Genomic DNA, 16,712 nt, shown 5'->3' with positions numbered 1-16,712 from the left:
AGTTAACTAGTTAAACTAGAAAGGACGAAGTCGGAGTTACTCTGATTTATACTTGAACATAGACTTTCAAACGATTAGAATGTTCTTTGGAAAAATGGCCCTTATGAGGGGTGGTTTAGTTCGCACTTATGAGAATTTCACCCTTTTTAATTATATTACATTTCTTCTCTCGGGAGATATAGATGTCTGGAACCATACCTATTGTTATTGAAACCACAGGACGCTCTGAACGCGCTTACGATATTTACTCACGCCTTCTGAAAGACAGAATTATCATGCTCGGAAGCGCGATTGACGACCATGTTGCAAGTGTTATTTGCGCTCAGTTGCTTTTTTTAGAATCAGAAGATCCTGAAAAAGAAATTTTTATGTATATTAATTCTCCTGGCGGGGTTGTTACTGCCGGTATGGCGATTTATGATACCATGCAATACATTTCAGCTCCTGTAGCCACCCTTTGTATGGGGCAGGCCGCCAGCATGGGTGCATTTCTTTTATGTTCCGGTGAAAAGGGCAGTCGTTACTCTTTGCCGAACAGCCGTATCCTTATCCATCAGCCACTCGGCGGTGCACAGGGACAGGCTACTGATATTGAAATTCAGACCAAAGAACTTCTTAGAATCAAGAACAACCTGAACAGCATAATGGCTAAGAATACAGGTAAGACTCTTGATGAAATTAAAAGAGATACAGATCGCGACTTTTTCATGTCTGCCGAAGAAGCTATTGAGTACGGACTTATTGATAAGGTTCTTACTTCGCGTGGAAATCTTGAAGCCAAGGAAGGTTAATTCCTGATGAGTAAAGATAAAAAAGGTTCAGGACAGGACCTTCATTGCTCCTTTTGTTCTAAATCTCAGGATGAGGTTCAGAGACTGATTGCCGGACCTGATGTTTATATCTGTGACGAATGTGTTCAGCTCTGTAATGACATCATGGCGCAGGAAGCAGTCAGCGAGGAGTTTGATGCAGGGAACCTGTTATCCCCACAAGAAATTAAAAAACTGCTTGATGAATACGTTATCGGACAGGATCATGCTAAAAAGATTTTGGCTGTTGCTGTTCATAACCACTACAAGCGTGTTTTCTATGCTAAGTCCAGTTCTGATGATGTTGAAATAGACAAAAGCAACATCCTTTTGATCGGACCTACCGGTTCAGGTAAAACTCTGCTTGCACAGACTCTTGCAAGGGTTCTTAAAGTTCCTTTTGCAATTGCAGATGCAACAACTCTCACTGAAGCCGGCTATGTCGGTGAAGACGTAGAAAATATCCTTGTTCAGCTTTTGCAGAATGCTGACTATGATATCGAATCTGCTTCTCGCGGAATTATCTATATTGATGAAATAGACAAAATTTCCCGTAAAGGTGATGGACCGTCTATTACGCGTGATGTTTCCGGTGAAGGTGTGCAGCAGGCATTACTGAAAATAATTGAAGGAACTGAAGCTAATATTCCTCCTAAGGGCGGCCGTAAGCACCCTCAGCAGGAATTCATTAGACTTGATACTTCAAATATTCTGTTTATTCTCGGCGGTGCATTTATCGGACTCGATACGATTGTACAGCAGAGATTGCAGGGATCAGGAATAGGTTTCGGTGCAAAAGTTGAATCCAAAAAAGAACTTGGTGTCAGCGAAATGTTCCGTAAGTCAGAACCTGCCGACCTCGTAAAATTCGGTTTAATTCCTGAATTTGTAGGTCGTATTCCTGTTCAGACCGCTCTTTCTGAGCTTACTGAAGAGGATCTCATCCGCATCCTTCAGGAACCTAAGAATGCACTGATTAAACAGTACAAAAAAATGTTTGATCTGGATGGCGTGCGTCTGACATTTACATCAAATGCTCTTAACAGCATTGCCCACATGGCTGTAAAAAGAAAGACCGGTGCCCGCGGACTTAGAAATGTTCTTGAATCGATCATGCTTGATATTATGTACATTCTTCCTTCTCTTACCGGAGTAAAAGAGTGTGTCATCAATAAAAGTGTTGTTGAAACAGGAATGGAACCTTTGCTCATTTATCATAATGAAGTAAAAAGTGCATAAACTTACAAACGCCTTCAGCCGATAAGACTGGAGGCGTTTTTTTTCAGTTCGCCTGCCTTGATCATTTTTCTATATCTTATTCCTATTTTTTGTTATTTTTTAAAATTGAAACAAATATCCATTTCAGGATTTGACAAAACTATTGCGGGTATTATTTCACTTACTCAGAGTTATTGTTAAATTCGAAAACTTTTCCAGATTAAAAGCAGGAGGATAAATGTCGTCCACAATATTCGAAGGTGGCAACGAATCCGCCGAAAAAAATATTCTTCCAATGATGTCACTGCGGGAAGTCGTAATGTTCCCGCGTTCTATCGTACCCCTTTTTGTAGGGCGCGAAGCTTCTATAAAAGCCATTGAAGAAGCTATTTCGGAACATGATAAAAAGATTTTCCTTGTAACCCAGCAGTTTCCAGAGAAAGAAAAGCCAGAACCTGAAGATTTATTCAGAGTAGGTACTGTAAGTAAAATTCTCCAGATGCTCAGGCTTCCTGACGGCACAATTAAAGTCCTTTTTGAAGGTCTTTACCGTGCGCAGTGGGACCCGAAGGCTGACGGGGACACCTTTGAAGATGTTTTCCCTTTGGTCACTCTTGAAACGATTGACGATCTTCCGGCTGATGTAAATGTCACCGAAGCTCTTGTCCGGTCAGTTCACGGCGCGCTGGAAAATTTTGGAAAAGTTAATAAAAAACTTGCTCCGGAAACAATTCTGGCCATTTCGACCATTAGAACTGCGGGGAAACTTGCTGATTCAATCATGCCTCATCTTAAAATCGAGTTTACCAAGAAACAGACTATTCTTGAAATGGTAGATCCGATTAAGAGACTTGAAGCTGTGTATGAGCTTTTGCTCGGCGAAATTGAAATCGTGTCCATTGAAAAGCGTGTTAAAAATCGCGTAAAAGGGCAGATGGAGAAGAATCAGCGCGAATACTATCTTAACGAACAACTCAAAGCCATCAATAAAGAGATGGGACGTGAGGATGATCCGCAGTCTGAAGCACAAGCTCTTGAAGAACAGCTTGATGCTAAAAAGATGGGAGATGAATCACGTGAACGTGTTCGTAAGGAAATTAAAAAACTGCGCCAAATGGCTCCTTCCTCAGCCGAATACACAGTTGTACGCAACTATGTTGACTGGATTATGGAGTTGCCTTGGAATGAGTATAAATCTGTTAAGCTCGATATTGCCGAGGCTCGCAGAATTTTGGATGAAGATCATTACGGTCTTGAAAAACCAAAAGAACGCATCCTCGAATATATGGCTGTTCAGTCTCTCGTCGAAACTATAAAAGGACCTATTCTTTGTTTTGTAGGCCCTCCCGGAGTAGGTAAGACCTCAATTGCCCGTTCCATTGCAAGGGCTATGGATCGTGAATTTGTCCGTCTGTCTCTCGGCGGAGTGCGTGATGAAGCTGAAATCAGAGGGCATCGCCGTACTTATGTAGGCGCGCTCCCGGGTAAAATCATTCATTCACTCAGGCGTTGCAAATTCAGCAACCCTGTTATCTGTCTTGATGAAGTAGACAAAATGAGCACGGATTTCAGAGGAGATCCATCTTCTGCATTGCTTGAAGTGCTAGACCCTGAACAGAACAGCACTTTCAGTGATCATTACCTTGACTTGGATTATGATCTGTCAAAGGTCTTTTTCATAACAACGGCTAATGACTTGAATTCTATTCCCGGTCCATTGCAGGACAGAATGGAAATCATCCGTCTGCCGGGGTATCTTGAAACTGAAAAGACTCAGATTGCCAAGGACTTCCTTCTGCCTAAACAGATTGAAGAGCATGGGTTGAAATTAGAAAACCTTGCTGTTTCCGACAGCGCAATGCTTGAAATTGTTCGCACATATACAAGGGAAGCCGGAGTCCGAAGCCTTGAACGTGAGATTGCAAAAATCTGCCGTAAAACAGCAATGAAAATTGTTGAAGCAGACGATAAGTCTCAAAATATTCATGTCACCATGAACAATCTTGCAAAGTTACTTGGTGTTCATAAATACAGTCATGGTTCCAGTGAAGAAAAGTCGCTTATAGGTGTTTCAACAGGGCTTGCGTATACGCAGGTCGGCGGTGAAATGCTTATGGTTGAAGTTGTCCTTATGCCCGGCAAAGGTAAAGTTGTTATCACCGGTAAGCTTGGGGAAGTTATGCAGGAGTCTGCGCAGGCTGCTCTTTCATACATTCGTTCGCGCTCGGATCTGTTCGGGCTTAAACCGAACTTTCATGAACATATAGATATTCATGTTCATGTTCCTGAAGGAGCAACTCCTAAAGACGGACCTTCAGCCGGTATTACTCTTTGCACCGCGATGGCGTCAGCGTTCTTGAACGTTCCGGTACGGCACGATCTGGCCATGACCGGAGAGATCACACTGCGTGGAAGGGTTCTGCCTATCGGCGGACTGAGAGAGAAGCTTCTTGCTGCCCATAGAGGGCTTTCAAAAGTAGTTCTGATTCCTTCTGAAAATGAAAAAGATCTTAAGGAAGTTCCGGATGCAATTTTAAAAGATCTGGAAATATTCCCGGTTGAAAATATGGATCAAGTTTTAAGTCACGCTCTTGAGAGCTTGACTGCGGAAGAGCTTTTCAGAGGTAAAAATAATATTACCCCTGTGGCCTTAACTCTTGTTAAAGAAGAGTATCAGACTTCTGCTCACTAGTTCGGCGTGTTTTTAATAGATTTAAAGGGTGCTTACCAATTGGTGAGCACCCTTTTTTTATGAACATTTTTTGATCAGCTGTTTTTTTTAAGATGAACAAAGAGCACTCTTATTTTTCAATAGGGCTGAAAGTGCGGACAGATCCTATGTCTTCCCAACTATAATAAGTGTTAATTGATTCTCCGTCTTTTTCCTGCGTTATGCGAACAAATTCTTCACCGAGAAACAGTACTGCAGATTCATAAATAGCCCCTTCATTAATCTGAATTTTGAGCTGTTTTCTAAGCTTGCGAGACAGTGTTCCGTGCAGAGGCATTGATGCGTATTCAAAAACTTTCTCTAATGTCGTTTTTTGCATTTTTTAAGTCTCCTTTAGTTGTTGATATTGACAAATATTTACAATTTACGAAATGCATAGTCAAGATGTTAGATAATTAAAGCTTAATAATACAAAAATGACAAATACAGAACATATAGGTGGCATTGTTTGAGGCGGATAGGGACATAGGGACTTTCTGAAGGTTTAGGGTAGGGCAGAGCATGTAAAAAAAGGCTGCGAGGTCACCCTCACAGCCTAGTCGTAAACTAATATAAAACTACCAACTTATTTCAGGATGTCCTGAATATTCGGATAGTTTTAATACAAAGATTTTAACAGATCATTACTTGCTTTCGTTATCAAGCTTACTGGTAATATTGTTTTTTATCCATGTGTCATCCCACCATTCATAAGGATTAACCGGGATTCCGGAACACAGAACTCCGAAGTGCAGGTGGTCTCCGCCTGCCATGCCTGTTGCACCTGTTTTACCGATAATCTGTCCCCTTTTGACTATGTCGCCGACGGCAACATCAATCTGGCTGAGGTGGGAGTATAGAGTCTGCAGTCCTAAGCCGTGATCGATTATGACTGCATTGCCGTATATTCCGAAATCATGTGCTGCTGTCACAACTCGTCCGGCATTGGCTGCCGGAATGGGGGCATGCCGCGTGCTGGCAAGGTCGATTCCCAGATGGGTCTGATTATCTATTTTTTTACCGTTATGCACGTAAGTACGCTGATCTCCGAATCCGGCTTTGGCTGCTGAATTTGGGAGTCTGAGGAAGTTTCCCTTGAATGTAAATTCAGGAGAAGTGTCGAGTCCTATCTTGCGAAGTTCAGCTCTGTTTGTCTTACGTAATTCTCTATTAACTCTCAAAAATAATTCAATCTGATCTGAAACTCCAGGAAAGGCTGCTTCAAATTGAGGCATTTTTGCGTTTAAGAATTGATCTGAGATGTTAATGTCATCGTGACGGTAACTTTTTGGGTTCGTATGATACCAGAAGGTGCTGGTTCTTATGTTTTTAGCAGCATCTTCTACTATCAGTCTCGGGCTGAATGTTTTTGCATCTGAATAAAAAGGCATAGCAAAAAGACATGCATATTCGCCGTTAGGCTGTTTGTAACCGGGGAAAAAGTCTTCGCCGGCCTCCACTCCTGATTTTGCGGGCGTTTCATCAAGCGAATAAATAACTAAGGCACAACCGCCTTGAGTCAGGTTGTGAGTGCTTGTTTGAACCGTTATTTTGGGTGCGATTGTATCAAGAGTGTAGTTACCTCTGGCAATAATAGCATTCCCGCTGCCGAATCCGGCAAGTGAGCTGTCTACGGCCCATGTCGCAATTTCAAAACTACCTTGTTTAATCTGATCTTTAGTAATCAGAATCTCTTGATTATATTCAAAAGTTTCTTTCGGTAGAATTTTTTCGGTAAGGGTAGTTTTTGTTTCACCTTGAGTTAAAACAATTTTTACAGCTTTAATCCCTGACTGAACATCTGTGATGTTGACGGTGATAGGCGTTGTAAAATTAATGAATCCTTTGTCCGGTGTCAGTGTAATTTGCGGAGCGTTTGTATCTTTATACAATAAATACGCTCCTCCGCAGAGAATCCCTACTATCAAAAGTAAAAATATGATCGGAATTACTCGACTTGTGTTTCTTGCCATTACGTATCCTTTAGTTCGTTAATTAAACCATAAAAAAATATAAAATCTGTTTACCTCTGGTTCCCTAACAGAAAACAGGTGGATTGTTCAACGTGCAACATTGGTATGTTTTAGCAAGCCTATCGATAGTATAGATATTTCTGATGAGTTAGTCGATTTCATATTGGTAATTATTGACGTAAAACTTTGGACTGTGTATGTGACATTAAAAAATATAGCCGGCGTGGCTATATTTTTTAGTAAGTAAGGACGGCTCCTTACTAGCACTGGCAACTGTCAAGGAGGTAGGGATGAGTTTGACCAGGCGAGATTTTGTGAAATTGTGCACAGGAACAGTGGCTGGCTTTGGGGTTTCCCAAATGTTCAACCCGAGTATTGTGCATGCACTTGAGAAGTTTGTACCGCATGTGTTCTGGATACAGGGACAGGGCTGTACCGGATGTTCGGTTTCACTTCTTAATTCTGTGCATCCTTCCATTGCGAAGGTTTTACTGGATGTGATTACGCTTGATTTTCACCCGACCATTATGGGCTCGGAAGGTGAAATGGCTTGGGGCCACATGACAGATGTCGCCAAAGAGCAGAAGGGTAAATACATTTTAATCATCGAGGGAGCAGTTCCGGTGGCGGAAAACGGTCACTACTGCGTTCTCGGTGAAGTCGACCACAAAGAGCAGACCATGCTGGAAACTACTCTTGAGATGGCCAAAAATGCAGCTGTTGTTGTAAATGTCGGAACTTGTGCTGCTTACGGCGGAATTCCTGCTGCTGCAGGTAATGTTACCGAAGCTACTTCAGTTCCCAAAGTCCTTGCGGATAACGGAATTAAAACTCCGGTAGTCAATGTTCCCGGTTGCCCTCCACATCCTGACTGGATGATTGGAACTCTTGTTTTCGCTATCAACGCGATTGAAGAGAATGGACTTGAAGCCGGACTTGGCGAAGTTGTTAAAATTCTGGATTCAAACGGACGTCCTACACCGTTCTTCGGTCAAAACATTCATGATAATTGTCCTTATCTTCCAAAATTTGATGAGGATTCATACGCAGAAGTTTTTACTGACAAAGAAAACTGTCGCTACGAGCTCGGCTGTAAAGGCCCGAGTGCTAATTCTGATTGCTATAAACGCAAATGGAACGGCGGCGTTAACTGGTGTGTAGAGAACGCTGTATGTCTTGGTTGTGTGGAACCGGGTTTTCCGGATGAAATGTCTCCCTTCTACGAAGCCGGTTAATCGGTAATAGGAGTATTGTTCCTAATGTCGACATCTAAAATACCCGCTAAAGACGGGAAAATTAAAATTGCCATTGATCCGGTCAGCCGGATTGAAGGTCACCTCAAAGCTGAAGTTGTTGTTAAAGACGGAAAAGTTGTAGATGCATGGCTCACTGGCGGTATGTATCGCGGATTTGAGAATATTCTGGTCGGCCGCGATCCTCGCGATGCTGCGCAGTTGACTCAGAGACTTTGCGGTGTATGTCCTACAGCCCATTCAACGGCAGCCTGTCGTGCTCTTGATGATGCTTTCGGTGTAAAGCTTACCACAAACGGTAGAGTTACCCGTAACCTCATTTTCGGGGCTAACTATCTGCAGTCTCATCTTCTTCACTTTTATCATCTGGCAGCTCTGGATTTCGTCAGAGGTCCGGGTAAAGCTCCTTTTGTCCCCCGTTTTGATCATCCTGATCTTCGTCTTGATGAAAAAACAAATGCTGTTGCAGTAGACCAGTATATCAAGGCTCTTGAAATCCGCCGTATCTGCCATGAAATGGTAGCTCTTTTCGGTGGTAAAATGCCTCATATATCCGGTCAGGTTGTGGGCGGAACTACTGAAATTCCTACGCAGGAAAAACTTGCAGAATATGCCAGTCGCTTCAAGGAAGTTCAGAAGTTTGTAGCAGAAACATATCTTCCAACCGTTTATCTTATCGGGTCTGTTTATAAAGATCTGTTTAAAATCGGCGGCGGATACAAGAACTGCATGTCATACGGCGTATTCCCCATGAATGATGATGAGTCTACACAGCTCATTAAGTCCGGTGTTTACATTGAAGGCAAGGACGAAAAGTTTAATCCTGATCTTATCAAAGAGTATGTAAAATACTCATGGTTTAAAGATTCCTGTACGGATCTTCATCCAAGCAATGGTAAAACTATTCCTGATCTTCATAAAGAAGGTGCATACAGCTTCGTCAAAGCTTCCCGTTACAACAAGAAGCCTGTTGAAGTCGGCCCTCTTGCGCGTATGTGGATACATAACCCAGAACTCAGTGAAATCGGTAAAAAGCAGCTTAAAGATCTTTACGGTATCAAAGCTGTTAAATTCCGTGATCTCGGCGAAGATATGGCTTTTTCTCTCATGGGTCGTCATGTTGCCCGTGCGGAAGAAGCATTTATGGTTGCTAATGCAATTAGTTATTCCTGGCTCAAGGAAGTTAAACCGGGCGAAGAAACCTACGTTGAGTCCAAGATTCCTGTAAAGGCTGAAGGTATCGGATTTACCGAAGCTCCACGCGGTTCTTTGCTGCATTACATAAATATTCAGGACTCTAAAGTAGCCAACTACCAGCTTATGCCGGCTACTCTCTGGAACACCAACCCCCGTGATGACATGGGACAGCGTGGACCTGTTGAACAGGCTCTCATAGGATGCCCTGTTCCGGATACCGGAAGTCCTGTAGATATATCAAGGATCATTCGATCCTTTGATCCATGACTTGGCTGTGCCGTGCACGTGTTGCACGCAGAGACTGGTAAGACTACTGTTCATCACATTCAGGAAGGATGCTAGGCTTGCTGGTATAGCCATAGTCAGGATATAATCCTTCATTCCGACAGTGAGAACGGTTTCTGGATTAAAACCGGCTCCCGGGCGCAGGAATTATCCCGTGTCCGGGAGTTTTTAAATGCTGCTTGTTTTGAGTTAAATATATCGAACACGGTTTCATTGAATTGATTCAAAGGATTAAATATGAAAAAGCTGCTTGTTTTGGGCGTTGGAAATATTCTTCTTATGGATGAAGGGGTAGGGGTTCATGCCATTGAAGAATTACGCAAAGAAGAATGGCCTGAAAATGTTCATATGGTCGATGGCGGAACATTTACGCAGGATCTTTTTCATGTGCTTGAAGGATATGACGGACTTCTGGTGCTGGATATTGTCCATGCGGATAAAGAACCCGGAACAGTTATGACTTTTGAAGAAGAAGATCTCATTCAAAATGAAGACCAACGTTTATCTTTGCACGATATTGATCTTATTGATTCACTGCACATGGCCGAGATGGTCGGAAAACGCCCTAAAATGCGCGTAATCGGTATGGAACCTAAAAGCTACACTGATTGGAGTCTGGAAATGACTCCCGAAATTAAAAAAACTTTTCCGCATTTTTTGGAAGTAGCACGGAAAGAAGTGAACAGATTTCTTGATGAATTTAATAGTTGATCAAATTTTATTAAACGGTTCCGGTTTAGCTGTTCCGGAACCGTTTTTATTTTTTGCTGCTATTCAGTCGGTTCCAAGGCTTCCATAAGGCTTATGGTCAGTTTAAGGAAGTCCGCTTCAGTTAAAATGCCTGTCAGTTCATTTGCTTCATTTACCACCGGTAAGCATCCGTATTTGTGATGGAGTAATAAATGCGCGGCTTCTTTCAGCAATGTTTCACCGGTAACGGTTTTAATGCCGGTTCTCATTATTTCACCAACGGGAATACCTGAATCAATTTCACCCTGCGTTACAGGGTCTATTCCGGCCAATTGGGAAATTGTCGCGCCGAGTATGTCTCTGTGGGTAATCAAACCGATAAAAACACGATTCTCGTTTACGATGGGAATATGTCTGATTCTTTGCAGATCCATCAAGGAACGGGCCATTTTTAAGGTGTCAGTCTCATTAAGTGTAAACAGATTGGTTGTCATAAGGTCATTAACTGTGAGCATGTGGTCCTCCTTTGACTTACTTATAATCTCTCTTTATGACGCTTTTGTGTCAAGTGGCGGATACATAAAAATGAAGTTTAATCAGCTTGAAGCTGTATTCAGGTTGACTTGCCCGGTAAAATCTGATTTGCAACTGCAAACGATATGCTTAAAAAATTAATAGGTCCGCGGTTTGATATCTTTAAGTTCCTGAAAGTTACTTTATAATATTGTTTGAATACCTCAAGTATGGGGCCTAACATAGAATTTCGCAGACTTACATGCTTAAGAGAATAGAGTTTCTTTTAATAATATTTACATGATAACTCAGGTTCATTTTAGTTTATGTAGTTTGTTTTGAGGCAGAACCTCATCAGGAGAAAGAGTGCGGATTGATCCAAAGTTCAGCAGAGCTAAAATGGTAGAAGAGCAGATTGTGGCCAGAGGCGTGGTTGATCAAAATGTTCTTTCAGCCATGCGGAAAATTCCAAGACATCTTTTTGTTCAGGGAGCTCTTGCTGATAGAGCCTACGCGGACAGCGCGCTACCTATCGGAGAAGGACAGACCATTTCTCAGCCGTTTATCGTCGCTTTCATGTCAGAATTATTGCAGATTGAGTCCGGTCATAAAGTTCTGGAAATCGGGACAGGATCTGGGTATCAAGCTGCGGTGCTAGGCGAAATGGGCGCAGATGTCTATTCTGTGGAAAGGATACGTAAACTGTTTATAGCCGCGCGAACTCTTCTGTTTGAAATGAGATATTTTAATATTCGTCTAAAGCTTGATGACGGAACTATGGGCTGGCCGGATGAAGCTCCTTTTGATCGAATTATTGTTACAGCCGGCGGACCGGAAATACCTCAATATTTGATAGATCAGCTTGCCGACAATGGAAGAATGATTATACCTGTCGGGACGGAAAAAAGACGGCAGCAGCTGATTCTGGTCACCAAGGAAGACGGTAAAATTACAGAAAAAGATATGGGTGGATGCGCGTTTGTTGATCTTGTCGGTAAACAGGGTTGGTAATAGCGGATTTGCCGGAGACTAAATGAATTTAATTCAAGCATGGAACAACGGACCCGGACCGAGCTCAATTCGTGAGTATCTTATTTTGATACTCAAAGGGCTTTGCATGGGCGTTGCCGATATAATTCCGGGAGTATCCGGCGGTACAATGGCTTTCATTACCGGTATTTACGATGAATTAATAGACTCAATCCGTTCATTTAACGGAACTTTTATAAAAAAGTTGGTTACATTCGATTTAATGGGCGCAGTGGCGGAACCTCATTTAAAATTTCTTATTCCGCTTCTCTTCGGTATACTTCTGGCTATGGTTTCAGTTGCCAATATAATCCATTCTCTTCTTGTCAATCATCCGGTACAAGTCTGGTCACTCTTTTTCGGGCTTATTGCGTCTTCCATTTTAGTGGTTGGCAGAAAAATCGGTAATTTTTCGGCAAAAAATATTTTCTGCGGTATACTCGGGGCAATTTTCAGCTTTATTTTAGTTGGATTGATTCCTGTTACGACTCCTGATACTTTATGGTTTGTTTTTCTGTGTGCTTCGATCTCGATTTGTGCCATGATTCTGCCGGGGATAAGCGGAGCCTTTATTCTGCTCTTACTTGGTAAATATGAGTACGTAACGGGAGCATTGCGAAATCCGGCTTTACCTGAGAATACAGCTATATTGATTGCTTTTGTTTGCGGATGTGCGTTTGGAATTTCTCTTTTTTCACGTGCGCTTCATTATTTTCTCGAAAAGCACCATGGTGTTACAATCAGCATTCTTACCGGGTTTATGGCTGGAGCCATGCGGAAAGTATGGCCTTGGAAAGATGTACTTGAGTCTGTGGTTATTCGCGGAAAAACTCATGTTTTGAGTGAAGCCAATGTTCTTCCTCCCGCGTATAACGGTGATTTTGCAATGGCTGTCGGATTAATGCTTACTGGTTTTGCAATAGTACTGATTCTAGAATGGATATCTTCAGCTCAAAGGGGCTGATTTTGTTGGGAGAAATCCTCCCTTAGTTTAATATACAACAAAGGCAGAAAAATGAGTTCATCATGTGGGTCCTGTTCATCAGGACAGAAAGACGGCGATAAAACAAGTGCCGCCCATGCTCTTCAGAATGAGTTAATTTCTTCTACCCTGAAGAGAATTAAATACAAAATTTTTGTTATGAGCGGTAAAGGCGGCGTCGGCAAAAGTTCTGTGGCTGTCAATATTGCGGCAGCTCTTGCGGATAAAGGCTTTAAAGTCGGTATCTTGGATGTTGATATTCACGGACCGAGCGTTCCTCATTTACTTGGAATTACCGGACAGCTTGAAGTTGAACGTGGAAATCTGGTTGTTCCTAAAAGAGTGAATGATAATCTTCATGTTGTTTCCATGGAATCATTGCTTAAAGATCCTGATCAGGCTGTTCTGTGGCGCGGACCGATGAAAACATCCGCTATCAGACAGTTTATTTCTGACGTTCAGTGGGGAGATTTGGATTTTCTGGTCATTGATTCCCCTCCGGGAACAGGTGACGAGCCTATGACAGTTCTTAAGACTATTCCTGAGTCCTTAGCTGTTGTTGTAACAACTCCACAGGAAATTTCTCTTGCAGATGTCCGCAAAGCCATTAATTTTCTCCAGTACGCCAAGGCTAATATCATGGGTGTTGTAGAAAATATGAGCGGTCTTATCTGCCCTCATTGCAAAGAGCACATAGATCTGTTTAAAAAGGGTGGCGGTAAACTGCTTGCCGAAAAATACGGATTGCCGTTCTTAGGGGCCATTCCTTTAGATCCAACAGCCGTTGTTGCTGCTGATCTTGGTAAACCGGTTGTTCTGCTTGAGGAAGATTCCCCAGCTAAAACCGCATTCAGAGATGTTGCGGATAAAATAGCAAAAGCTGCTGAAAGCAGTTTGGAAATTGCTTCCAGCACTCATATCTAGGATTAGATAGCCGATTTTAGTTTTGTATTGAGTGATAAGTATCGATTTAGGTTGCGGGGAGCCAAATAGTCTCCCCGGCAACTTTAAAATCTGGCCAGCATTCAGAGTACAGTTATAAAAATACTCTGATTAAATGAATTTTAGAACCGGGACACGCCATGTTCAATCTCGCTAATTCCCTGACTCTTGGACGCATTTTTACTGTACCAGTAATAGTGGTCCTTCTTTATTTTCCTAACCAGGTAACGATGTTTCTTGCAGCTTTGATGTTTTTTATAGCATCGCTGACAGATATTTTTGACGGCATAATCGCGCGTCGGCAAAATCAGGTAACATCACTTGGTAAATTTTTAGATCCATTAGCGGATAAACTTTTAATAAGTTCTACTTTAGTAATGCTCACACAGCTCGGTTATGTGGCCGGTTGGATAAGTGTTGTCATTATCTGCCGTGAACTTATCATCACAGGGCTGCGCGCTATTGCCATGGATATGGGGTTGGTCCTTGCCGCTGATAAATTCGGCAAGATGAAAACTATGGCGCAAAGTCTGGCTTTAGGTCCGCTTTTGCTCAATTATTCTTATTTCGGGGTGGATATGCACGCCCTCGGAACATGGATTCTATATGTGGCATTAGCATTGACTGTCTTTTCCGGTGGTAATTATATGTACAATTTGCATAAAATTTGGTTAACTAGCGAATAATTTTTTGAAAGCAAATAAATAATACTCAGCTAGGTGCAGCATGAACCATACTGAAAGAAATAATCTTATAATCAGGCTGAACAATTGTCTTGAGACTATTCTTGAACTTGAGCAGGACTTGGAAAAGCTCGATCTTAACCGCAATTTCCTTGAAGAACTTGAGGTTTTAAAGGAATTTATGCAAAAAGTTGAGAAGGTTCAAATTAATGAAGACGATGTTCAGAGAATTGAAACCGCAACAGGAAGTTTTTTAAAAGAACTGAGGCATCCGCTTCGTCAACTAGATTCGTCTAAAAAGCTTTTTATGCGTCTGCAGTAGGAGTTTATAGTGCTGAGGCGTAGATTTTTGTTAGGGCTTCTAGTTTTGATAAATGTTGTTTTGATTTTACGTCTCGGCTTTAGCGAGCAGGGTTATTTCGGGTACCGCGAACTGGATCAAAAAGTTCAGGAACTCGAACTGAGAATTGAAAATGCTGATAACCGTACTCTTGAATTAAGCAGAGAAATCAGACGTTTAAAATCTGATAAAGCTTATCAGGAGAAAATTATACGTAACCGTATGAATTATGTTAAAGAGAATGAATTGTTATATATTTTCCCCGAAAGCGGGGAGTTAAAGCCACAGGGAGAAACTACAGATGCAAAGCAAAATTGAGTGGTATCAGGAAGTCTTGGCACTGGAACCCAGCTCTAAAGTTTTTTTCCCTTTAGCTCGTCTTTATGTTGAAATGGGTAGTCTTGAGAAAGCTGTAACAGCTCTCAGAATGGGGCTTGACCGCCACCCTGATTACCTTGAAGCCCGCTTGCTGCTTGTTGAAACTCTTGCCAAGCTCGATAGAGCTTCTGAAGCTAAAGCTGCGGTTGCTCCACTCACAAGACTATTTTCTTCATATCCCTCGTTTTGGAAAATGTGGGGAGATTCCGTATCTGAAGGCAACACTGATGTTGCAGGAGCAATGGCGTTTTTGTTTTCTGCGCTCCACGGCACGCCGCTTTCATGGTCTGATGTTATGTCTGAGGGAATTAGAAAGTTAACAGGCATCGGTTCCTTTTCAGCTGGAACAAGTATGTCTGAAACTGATAAAGAATTCGGTTCCAAGACAATTAAAAATGTTGATTTATCCGATAGTGAAATTTTATCTCGCGAGATTGAGCTTGCTTCAGCCGGAATTGATGCTGACGGCGAAATCGATGATGATGTACTGACCAGCCCGACAGTTATGGATGGTTTACGGACTAGAACCATGGCCGATGTGTTAGCTTCGCAGGGAGAACTTGTCGGGGCTTTGGATATCTATCGTGATCTTCTTGCCCATGCGGATGTTTCTCATAAAGATGAATTGCTTAAGATTATGGCTGATATTTCTTCTCGAATCGGTACAGAACACAATAATTGCAAAGGCGATGATTGTGATGAATGTGATGATCCATATGTTAAACATTCTAAAAGTAAATTAATGAGCACACTTGAGCTGCTTGCTGAACGGCTTGAAGCCAGAGCATCCCGTTAATTTTCTTTCTGTTTATTTTTAAATTATTCAAAATCAATTTTCTATAAACGTACCACTGGATTTAGTTATCCGGCATTTGGGTTAAATATGAGATTTAATAATTCAGTGCGATTTGTCGCACTTTTTGTTTTGTTAGTATTGTCTATGTCTGCCACAGGGTGTGAATACGGAAGTAAAGTCTGGCGTGATGCACAAGACTCTGTAAACCCTAATCCTACAATTGATTTGAAATCTGCAGGACTCAAAAATGTTAACGATAATGAGTTAGCTCTTTTGTTTACTCCTGTGGATGAAAAAATACTTTCTTTAACTTCATTTCTTTCCAACATTGACTCCCATCCTGATGAAGATTGGTTTAAACTTTTGTTTTTACGTTTTCCTTGGATTACCGGCGTGTTCACTGTAGATGATGAAGCAAATGTTCTGGTTAAATTGCCGCAAGAGAGCATAAAGCCGTTTAAACCCGGACCACTAGTTGAATACGAAGGGGACTGGTCTGAGATAAAAATGAAGTCTTTCATTAATTACTCGGAATTCGGTCCTGAGATGTATCTTTGCAAACCCTTTTTTAAGGATGCAGAATTTAAAGGGCTTGTGGTCGTACATTTTGATCCAAGAGTCTTACTCAATTTTTGTCCGTTCCCTCAGAAGCTTGTAATTATGCAGCCTGACGGTGGCGGCATATGGAGTGGCGATCAGACTTTAGAAAAAGAACCTTTTTTAAAGATTGATTGGGATGCTCTTCTTGATAAAGAAGTGCATGGTGTTACTAAAATAGGTAAAGATAAATATGTTTGGCTGTCACGTTACGTTAGTGATACTCAGATAGTGTATGCGACAAAAATAGTGACAAAAGATGACGCAGATGAAGGTGAAGCATTTTCGATTTTTTAAAATTGTTCAGTAATATATGT

General features: G+C 41.8%; 17 protein-coding genes. 14 read left to right on the top strand and 3 right to left on the bottom strand.

The features are described 5' to 3' along the window. Positions 1–182: 182 nt before the first annotated feature. From clpP to lon, 3 genes are all read left to right on the top strand, one after another. Positions 183–791, top strand: a complete 609-nt coding sequence (clpP, locus tag B9N78_RS04220; protein ID WP_085098776.1) for an ATP-dependent Clp endopeptidase proteolytic subunit ClpP — start codon at positions 183–185, stop codon at positions 789–791. Between the two features lie 6 nt (positions 792–797). Next, a complete protein-coding gene (gene clpX / locus B9N78_RS04215) occupies positions 798–2,048 on the top strand; it encodes an ATP-dependent Clp protease ATP-binding subunit ClpX (protein WP_085098773.1) in 1,251 nt (416 codons plus the stop codon). Positions 2,049–2,265: 217 nt separating this feature from the next. Continuing rightward, positions 2,266–4,719 (top strand): endopeptidase La, encoded by a 2,454-nt coding sequence (lon, locus tag B9N78_RS04210; protein ID WP_085098770.1) that lies wholly within the window; start codon positions 2,266–2,268, stop codon positions 4,717–4,719. Between the two features lie 109 nt (positions 4,720–4,828). Here the strand turns inward: lon and B9N78_RS04205 are convergent, their stop codons facing one another. Both B9N78_RS04205 and B9N78_RS04200 read right to left on the bottom strand, forming a co-directional pair. Continuing rightward, the gene (locus B9N78_RS04205; protein ID WP_085098767.1) at positions 4,829–5,077 is read right to left on the bottom strand and encodes a hypothetical protein; all 249 of its coding nucleotides are present in this window, start codon (positions 5,075–5,077) and stop codon (positions 4,829–4,831) included. 304 nt (positions 5,078–5,381) lie between these two features. Further along, the gene (locus B9N78_RS04200; protein ID WP_085098764.1) at positions 5,382–6,710 is read right to left on the bottom strand and encodes a M23 family metallopeptidase; all 1,329 of its coding nucleotides are present in this window, start codon (positions 6,708–6,710) and stop codon (positions 5,382–5,384) included. A 290-nt stretch (positions 6,711–7,000) separates the two neighbouring features. Between B9N78_RS04200 and hysB the strand changes: the two genes are divergently transcribed. From hysB to hysD, 3 genes are all read left to right on the top strand, one after another. Then, the gene (gene hysB / locus B9N78_RS04195; protein ID WP_085098761.1) at positions 7,001–7,945 is read left to right on the top strand and encodes a NiFeSe hydrogenase small subunit; all 945 of its coding nucleotides are present in this window, start codon (positions 7,001–7,003) and stop codon (positions 7,943–7,945) included. Positions 7,946–7,969: 24 nt separating this feature from the next. After that, a complete protein-coding gene (hysA, locus tag B9N78_RS04190) occupies positions 7,970–9,427 on the top strand; it encodes a NiFeSe hydrogenase large subunit HysA (protein ID WP_137982479.1) in 1,458 nt (485 codons plus the stop codon). 255 nt (positions 9,428–9,682) lie between these two features. Beyond that, complete coding sequence (gene hysD, locus B9N78_RS04185; protein WP_085098755.1) at positions 9,683–10,156, top strand: NiFeSe hydrogenase maturation protease; 474 nt, start codon at positions 9,683–9,685, stop codon at positions 10,154–10,156. Positions 10,157–10,215: 59 nt separating this feature from the next. On the opposite strand, the gene B9N78_RS04180 is transcribed toward hysD, so the two are convergent. Beyond that, entirely contained in the window at positions 10,216–10,650 is a 435-nt protein-coding gene (locus B9N78_RS04180; RefSeq protein WP_085098752.1) for a CBS domain-containing protein, read from the bottom strand. 364 nt (positions 10,651–11,014) lie between these two features. On the opposite strand from B9N78_RS04180, the gene B9N78_RS04175 reads away from it, so the two are divergent. From B9N78_RS04175 to B9N78_RS04140, 8 genes are all read left to right on the top strand, one after another. Further along, complete coding sequence (locus B9N78_RS04175; RefSeq protein WP_085098749.1) at positions 11,015–11,659, top strand: protein-L-isoaspartate(D-aspartate) O-methyltransferase; 645 nt, start codon at positions 11,015–11,017, stop codon at positions 11,657–11,659. Positions 11,660–11,681: 22 nt separating this feature from the next. Then, entirely contained in the window at positions 11,682–12,641 is a 960-nt protein-coding gene (locus B9N78_RS04170) for a DUF368 domain-containing protein (protein WP_085098747.1), read from the top strand. A 51-nt stretch (positions 12,642–12,692) separates the two neighbouring features. Beyond that, entirely contained in the window at positions 12,693–13,583 is an 891-nt protein-coding gene (locus B9N78_RS04165) for an Mrp/NBP35 family ATP-binding protein (protein WP_085098744.1), read from the top strand. 158 nt (positions 13,584–13,741) lie between these two features. Continuing rightward, positions 13,742–14,287, top strand: coding sequence for a CDP-diacylglycerol--glycerol-3-phosphate 3-phosphatidyltransferase (gene pgsA / locus B9N78_RS04160; RefSeq protein ID WP_085098741.1), 546 nt, complete (start codon positions 13,742–13,744; stop codon positions 14,285–14,287). A 40-nt stretch (positions 14,288–14,327) separates the two neighbouring features. Continuing rightward, complete coding sequence (locus tag B9N78_RS04155; RefSeq protein ID WP_085098738.1) at positions 14,328–14,606, top strand: hypothetical protein; 279 nt, start codon at positions 14,328–14,330, stop codon at positions 14,604–14,606. A gap of 9 nt (positions 14,607–14,615) precedes the next feature. Further along, positions 14,616–14,942: an FtsB family cell division protein gene (locus B9N78_RS04150; RefSeq protein ID WP_085098735.1), complete on the top strand. Its 327-nt coding sequence runs from the start codon at positions 14,616–14,618 to the stop codon at positions 14,940–14,942. Then, positions 14,926–15,798 carry a tetratricopeptide repeat protein gene (locus B9N78_RS04145; RefSeq protein ID WP_085098732.1) on the top strand — a complete coding sequence of 291 codons (873 nt, stop codon included), beginning with the start codon at positions 14,926–14,928 and terminating at the stop codon, positions 15,796–15,798. Before B9N78_RS04150 ends, B9N78_RS04145 begins: the two co-directional genes overlap by 17 nt. An 87-nt stretch (positions 15,799–15,885) precedes the next feature. Next, positions 15,886–16,692, top strand: a complete 807-nt coding sequence (locus B9N78_RS04140) for a hypothetical protein (RefSeq protein WP_085098729.1) — start codon at positions 15,886–15,888, stop codon at positions 16,690–16,692. The last annotated feature ends 20 nt before the right edge of the window (positions 16,693–16,712 follow it).

It is taken from the genome of Desulfovibrio gilichinskyi, from assembly GCF_900177375.1.
Taxonomy (GTDB): Bacteria; Desulfobacterota; Desulfovibrionia; order Desulfovibrionales; family Desulfovibrionaceae; genus Maridesulfovibrio; species Maridesulfovibrio gilichinskyi.
The sequence above is the reverse complement of the archived record's forward strand: the minus strand, read 5'-3'. Positions and strand labels throughout refer to the sequence as shown.

Bases quoted from the DNA above. Each gene is read 5' to 3' on its own strand.
- hysD (WP_085098755.1), top strand. From the start codon at position 9,683: ATGAAAAAGCTGCTTGTTTTGGGCGTTGGAAATATTCTTCTTATGGAT.
- hysB (WP_085098761.1), top strand. From the start codon at position 7,001: ATGAGTTTGACCAGGCGAGATTTTGTGAAATTGTGCACAGGAACAGTG.
- B9N78_RS04145 (WP_085098732.1), top strand. From the start codon at position 14,926: ATGCAAAGCAAAATTGAGTGGTATCAGGAAGTCTTGGCACTGGAACCC.
- clpX (WP_085098773.1), top strand. From the start codon at position 798: ATGAGTAAAGATAAAAAAGGTTCAGGACAGGACCTTCATTGCTCCTTT.
- lon (WP_085098770.1), top strand. From the start codon at position 2,266: ATGTCGTCCACAATATTCGAAGGTGGCAACGAATCCGCCGAAAAAAAT.
- pgsA (WP_085098741.1), top strand. From the start codon at position 13,742: ATGTTCAATCTCGCTAATTCCCTGACTCTTGGACGCATTTTTACTGTA.
- B9N78_RS04205 (WP_085098767.1), bottom strand. From the start codon at position 5,077: ATGCAAAAAACGACATTAGAGAAAGTTTTTGAATACGCATCAATGCCT.
- hysA (WP_137982479.1), top strand. From the start codon at position 7,970: ATGTCGACATCTAAAATACCCGCTAAAGACGGGAAAATTAAAATTGCC.
- B9N78_RS04155 (WP_085098738.1), top strand. From the start codon at position 14,328: ATGAACCATACTGAAAGAAATAATCTTATAATCAGGCTGAACAATTGT.
- clpP (WP_085098776.1), top strand. From the start codon at position 183: ATGTCTGGAACCATACCTATTGTTATTGAAACCACAGGACGCTCTGAA.
- B9N78_RS04180 (WP_085098752.1), bottom strand. From the start codon at position 10,650: ATGCTCACAGTTAATGACCTTATGACAACCAATCTGTTTACACTTAAT.
- B9N78_RS04165 (WP_085098744.1), top strand. From the start codon at position 12,693: ATGAGTTCATCATGTGGGTCCTGTTCATCAGGACAGAAAGACGGCGAT.
- B9N78_RS04200 (WP_085098764.1), bottom strand. From the start codon at position 6,710: ATGGCAAGAAACACAAGTCGAGTAATTCCGATCATATTTTTACTTTTG.
- B9N78_RS04170 (WP_085098747.1), top strand. From the start codon at position 11,682: ATGAATTTAATTCAAGCATGGAACAACGGACCCGGACCGAGCTCAATT.
- B9N78_RS04140 (WP_085098729.1), top strand. From the start codon at position 15,886: ATGAGATTTAATAATTCAGTGCGATTTGTCGCACTTTTTGTTTTGTTA.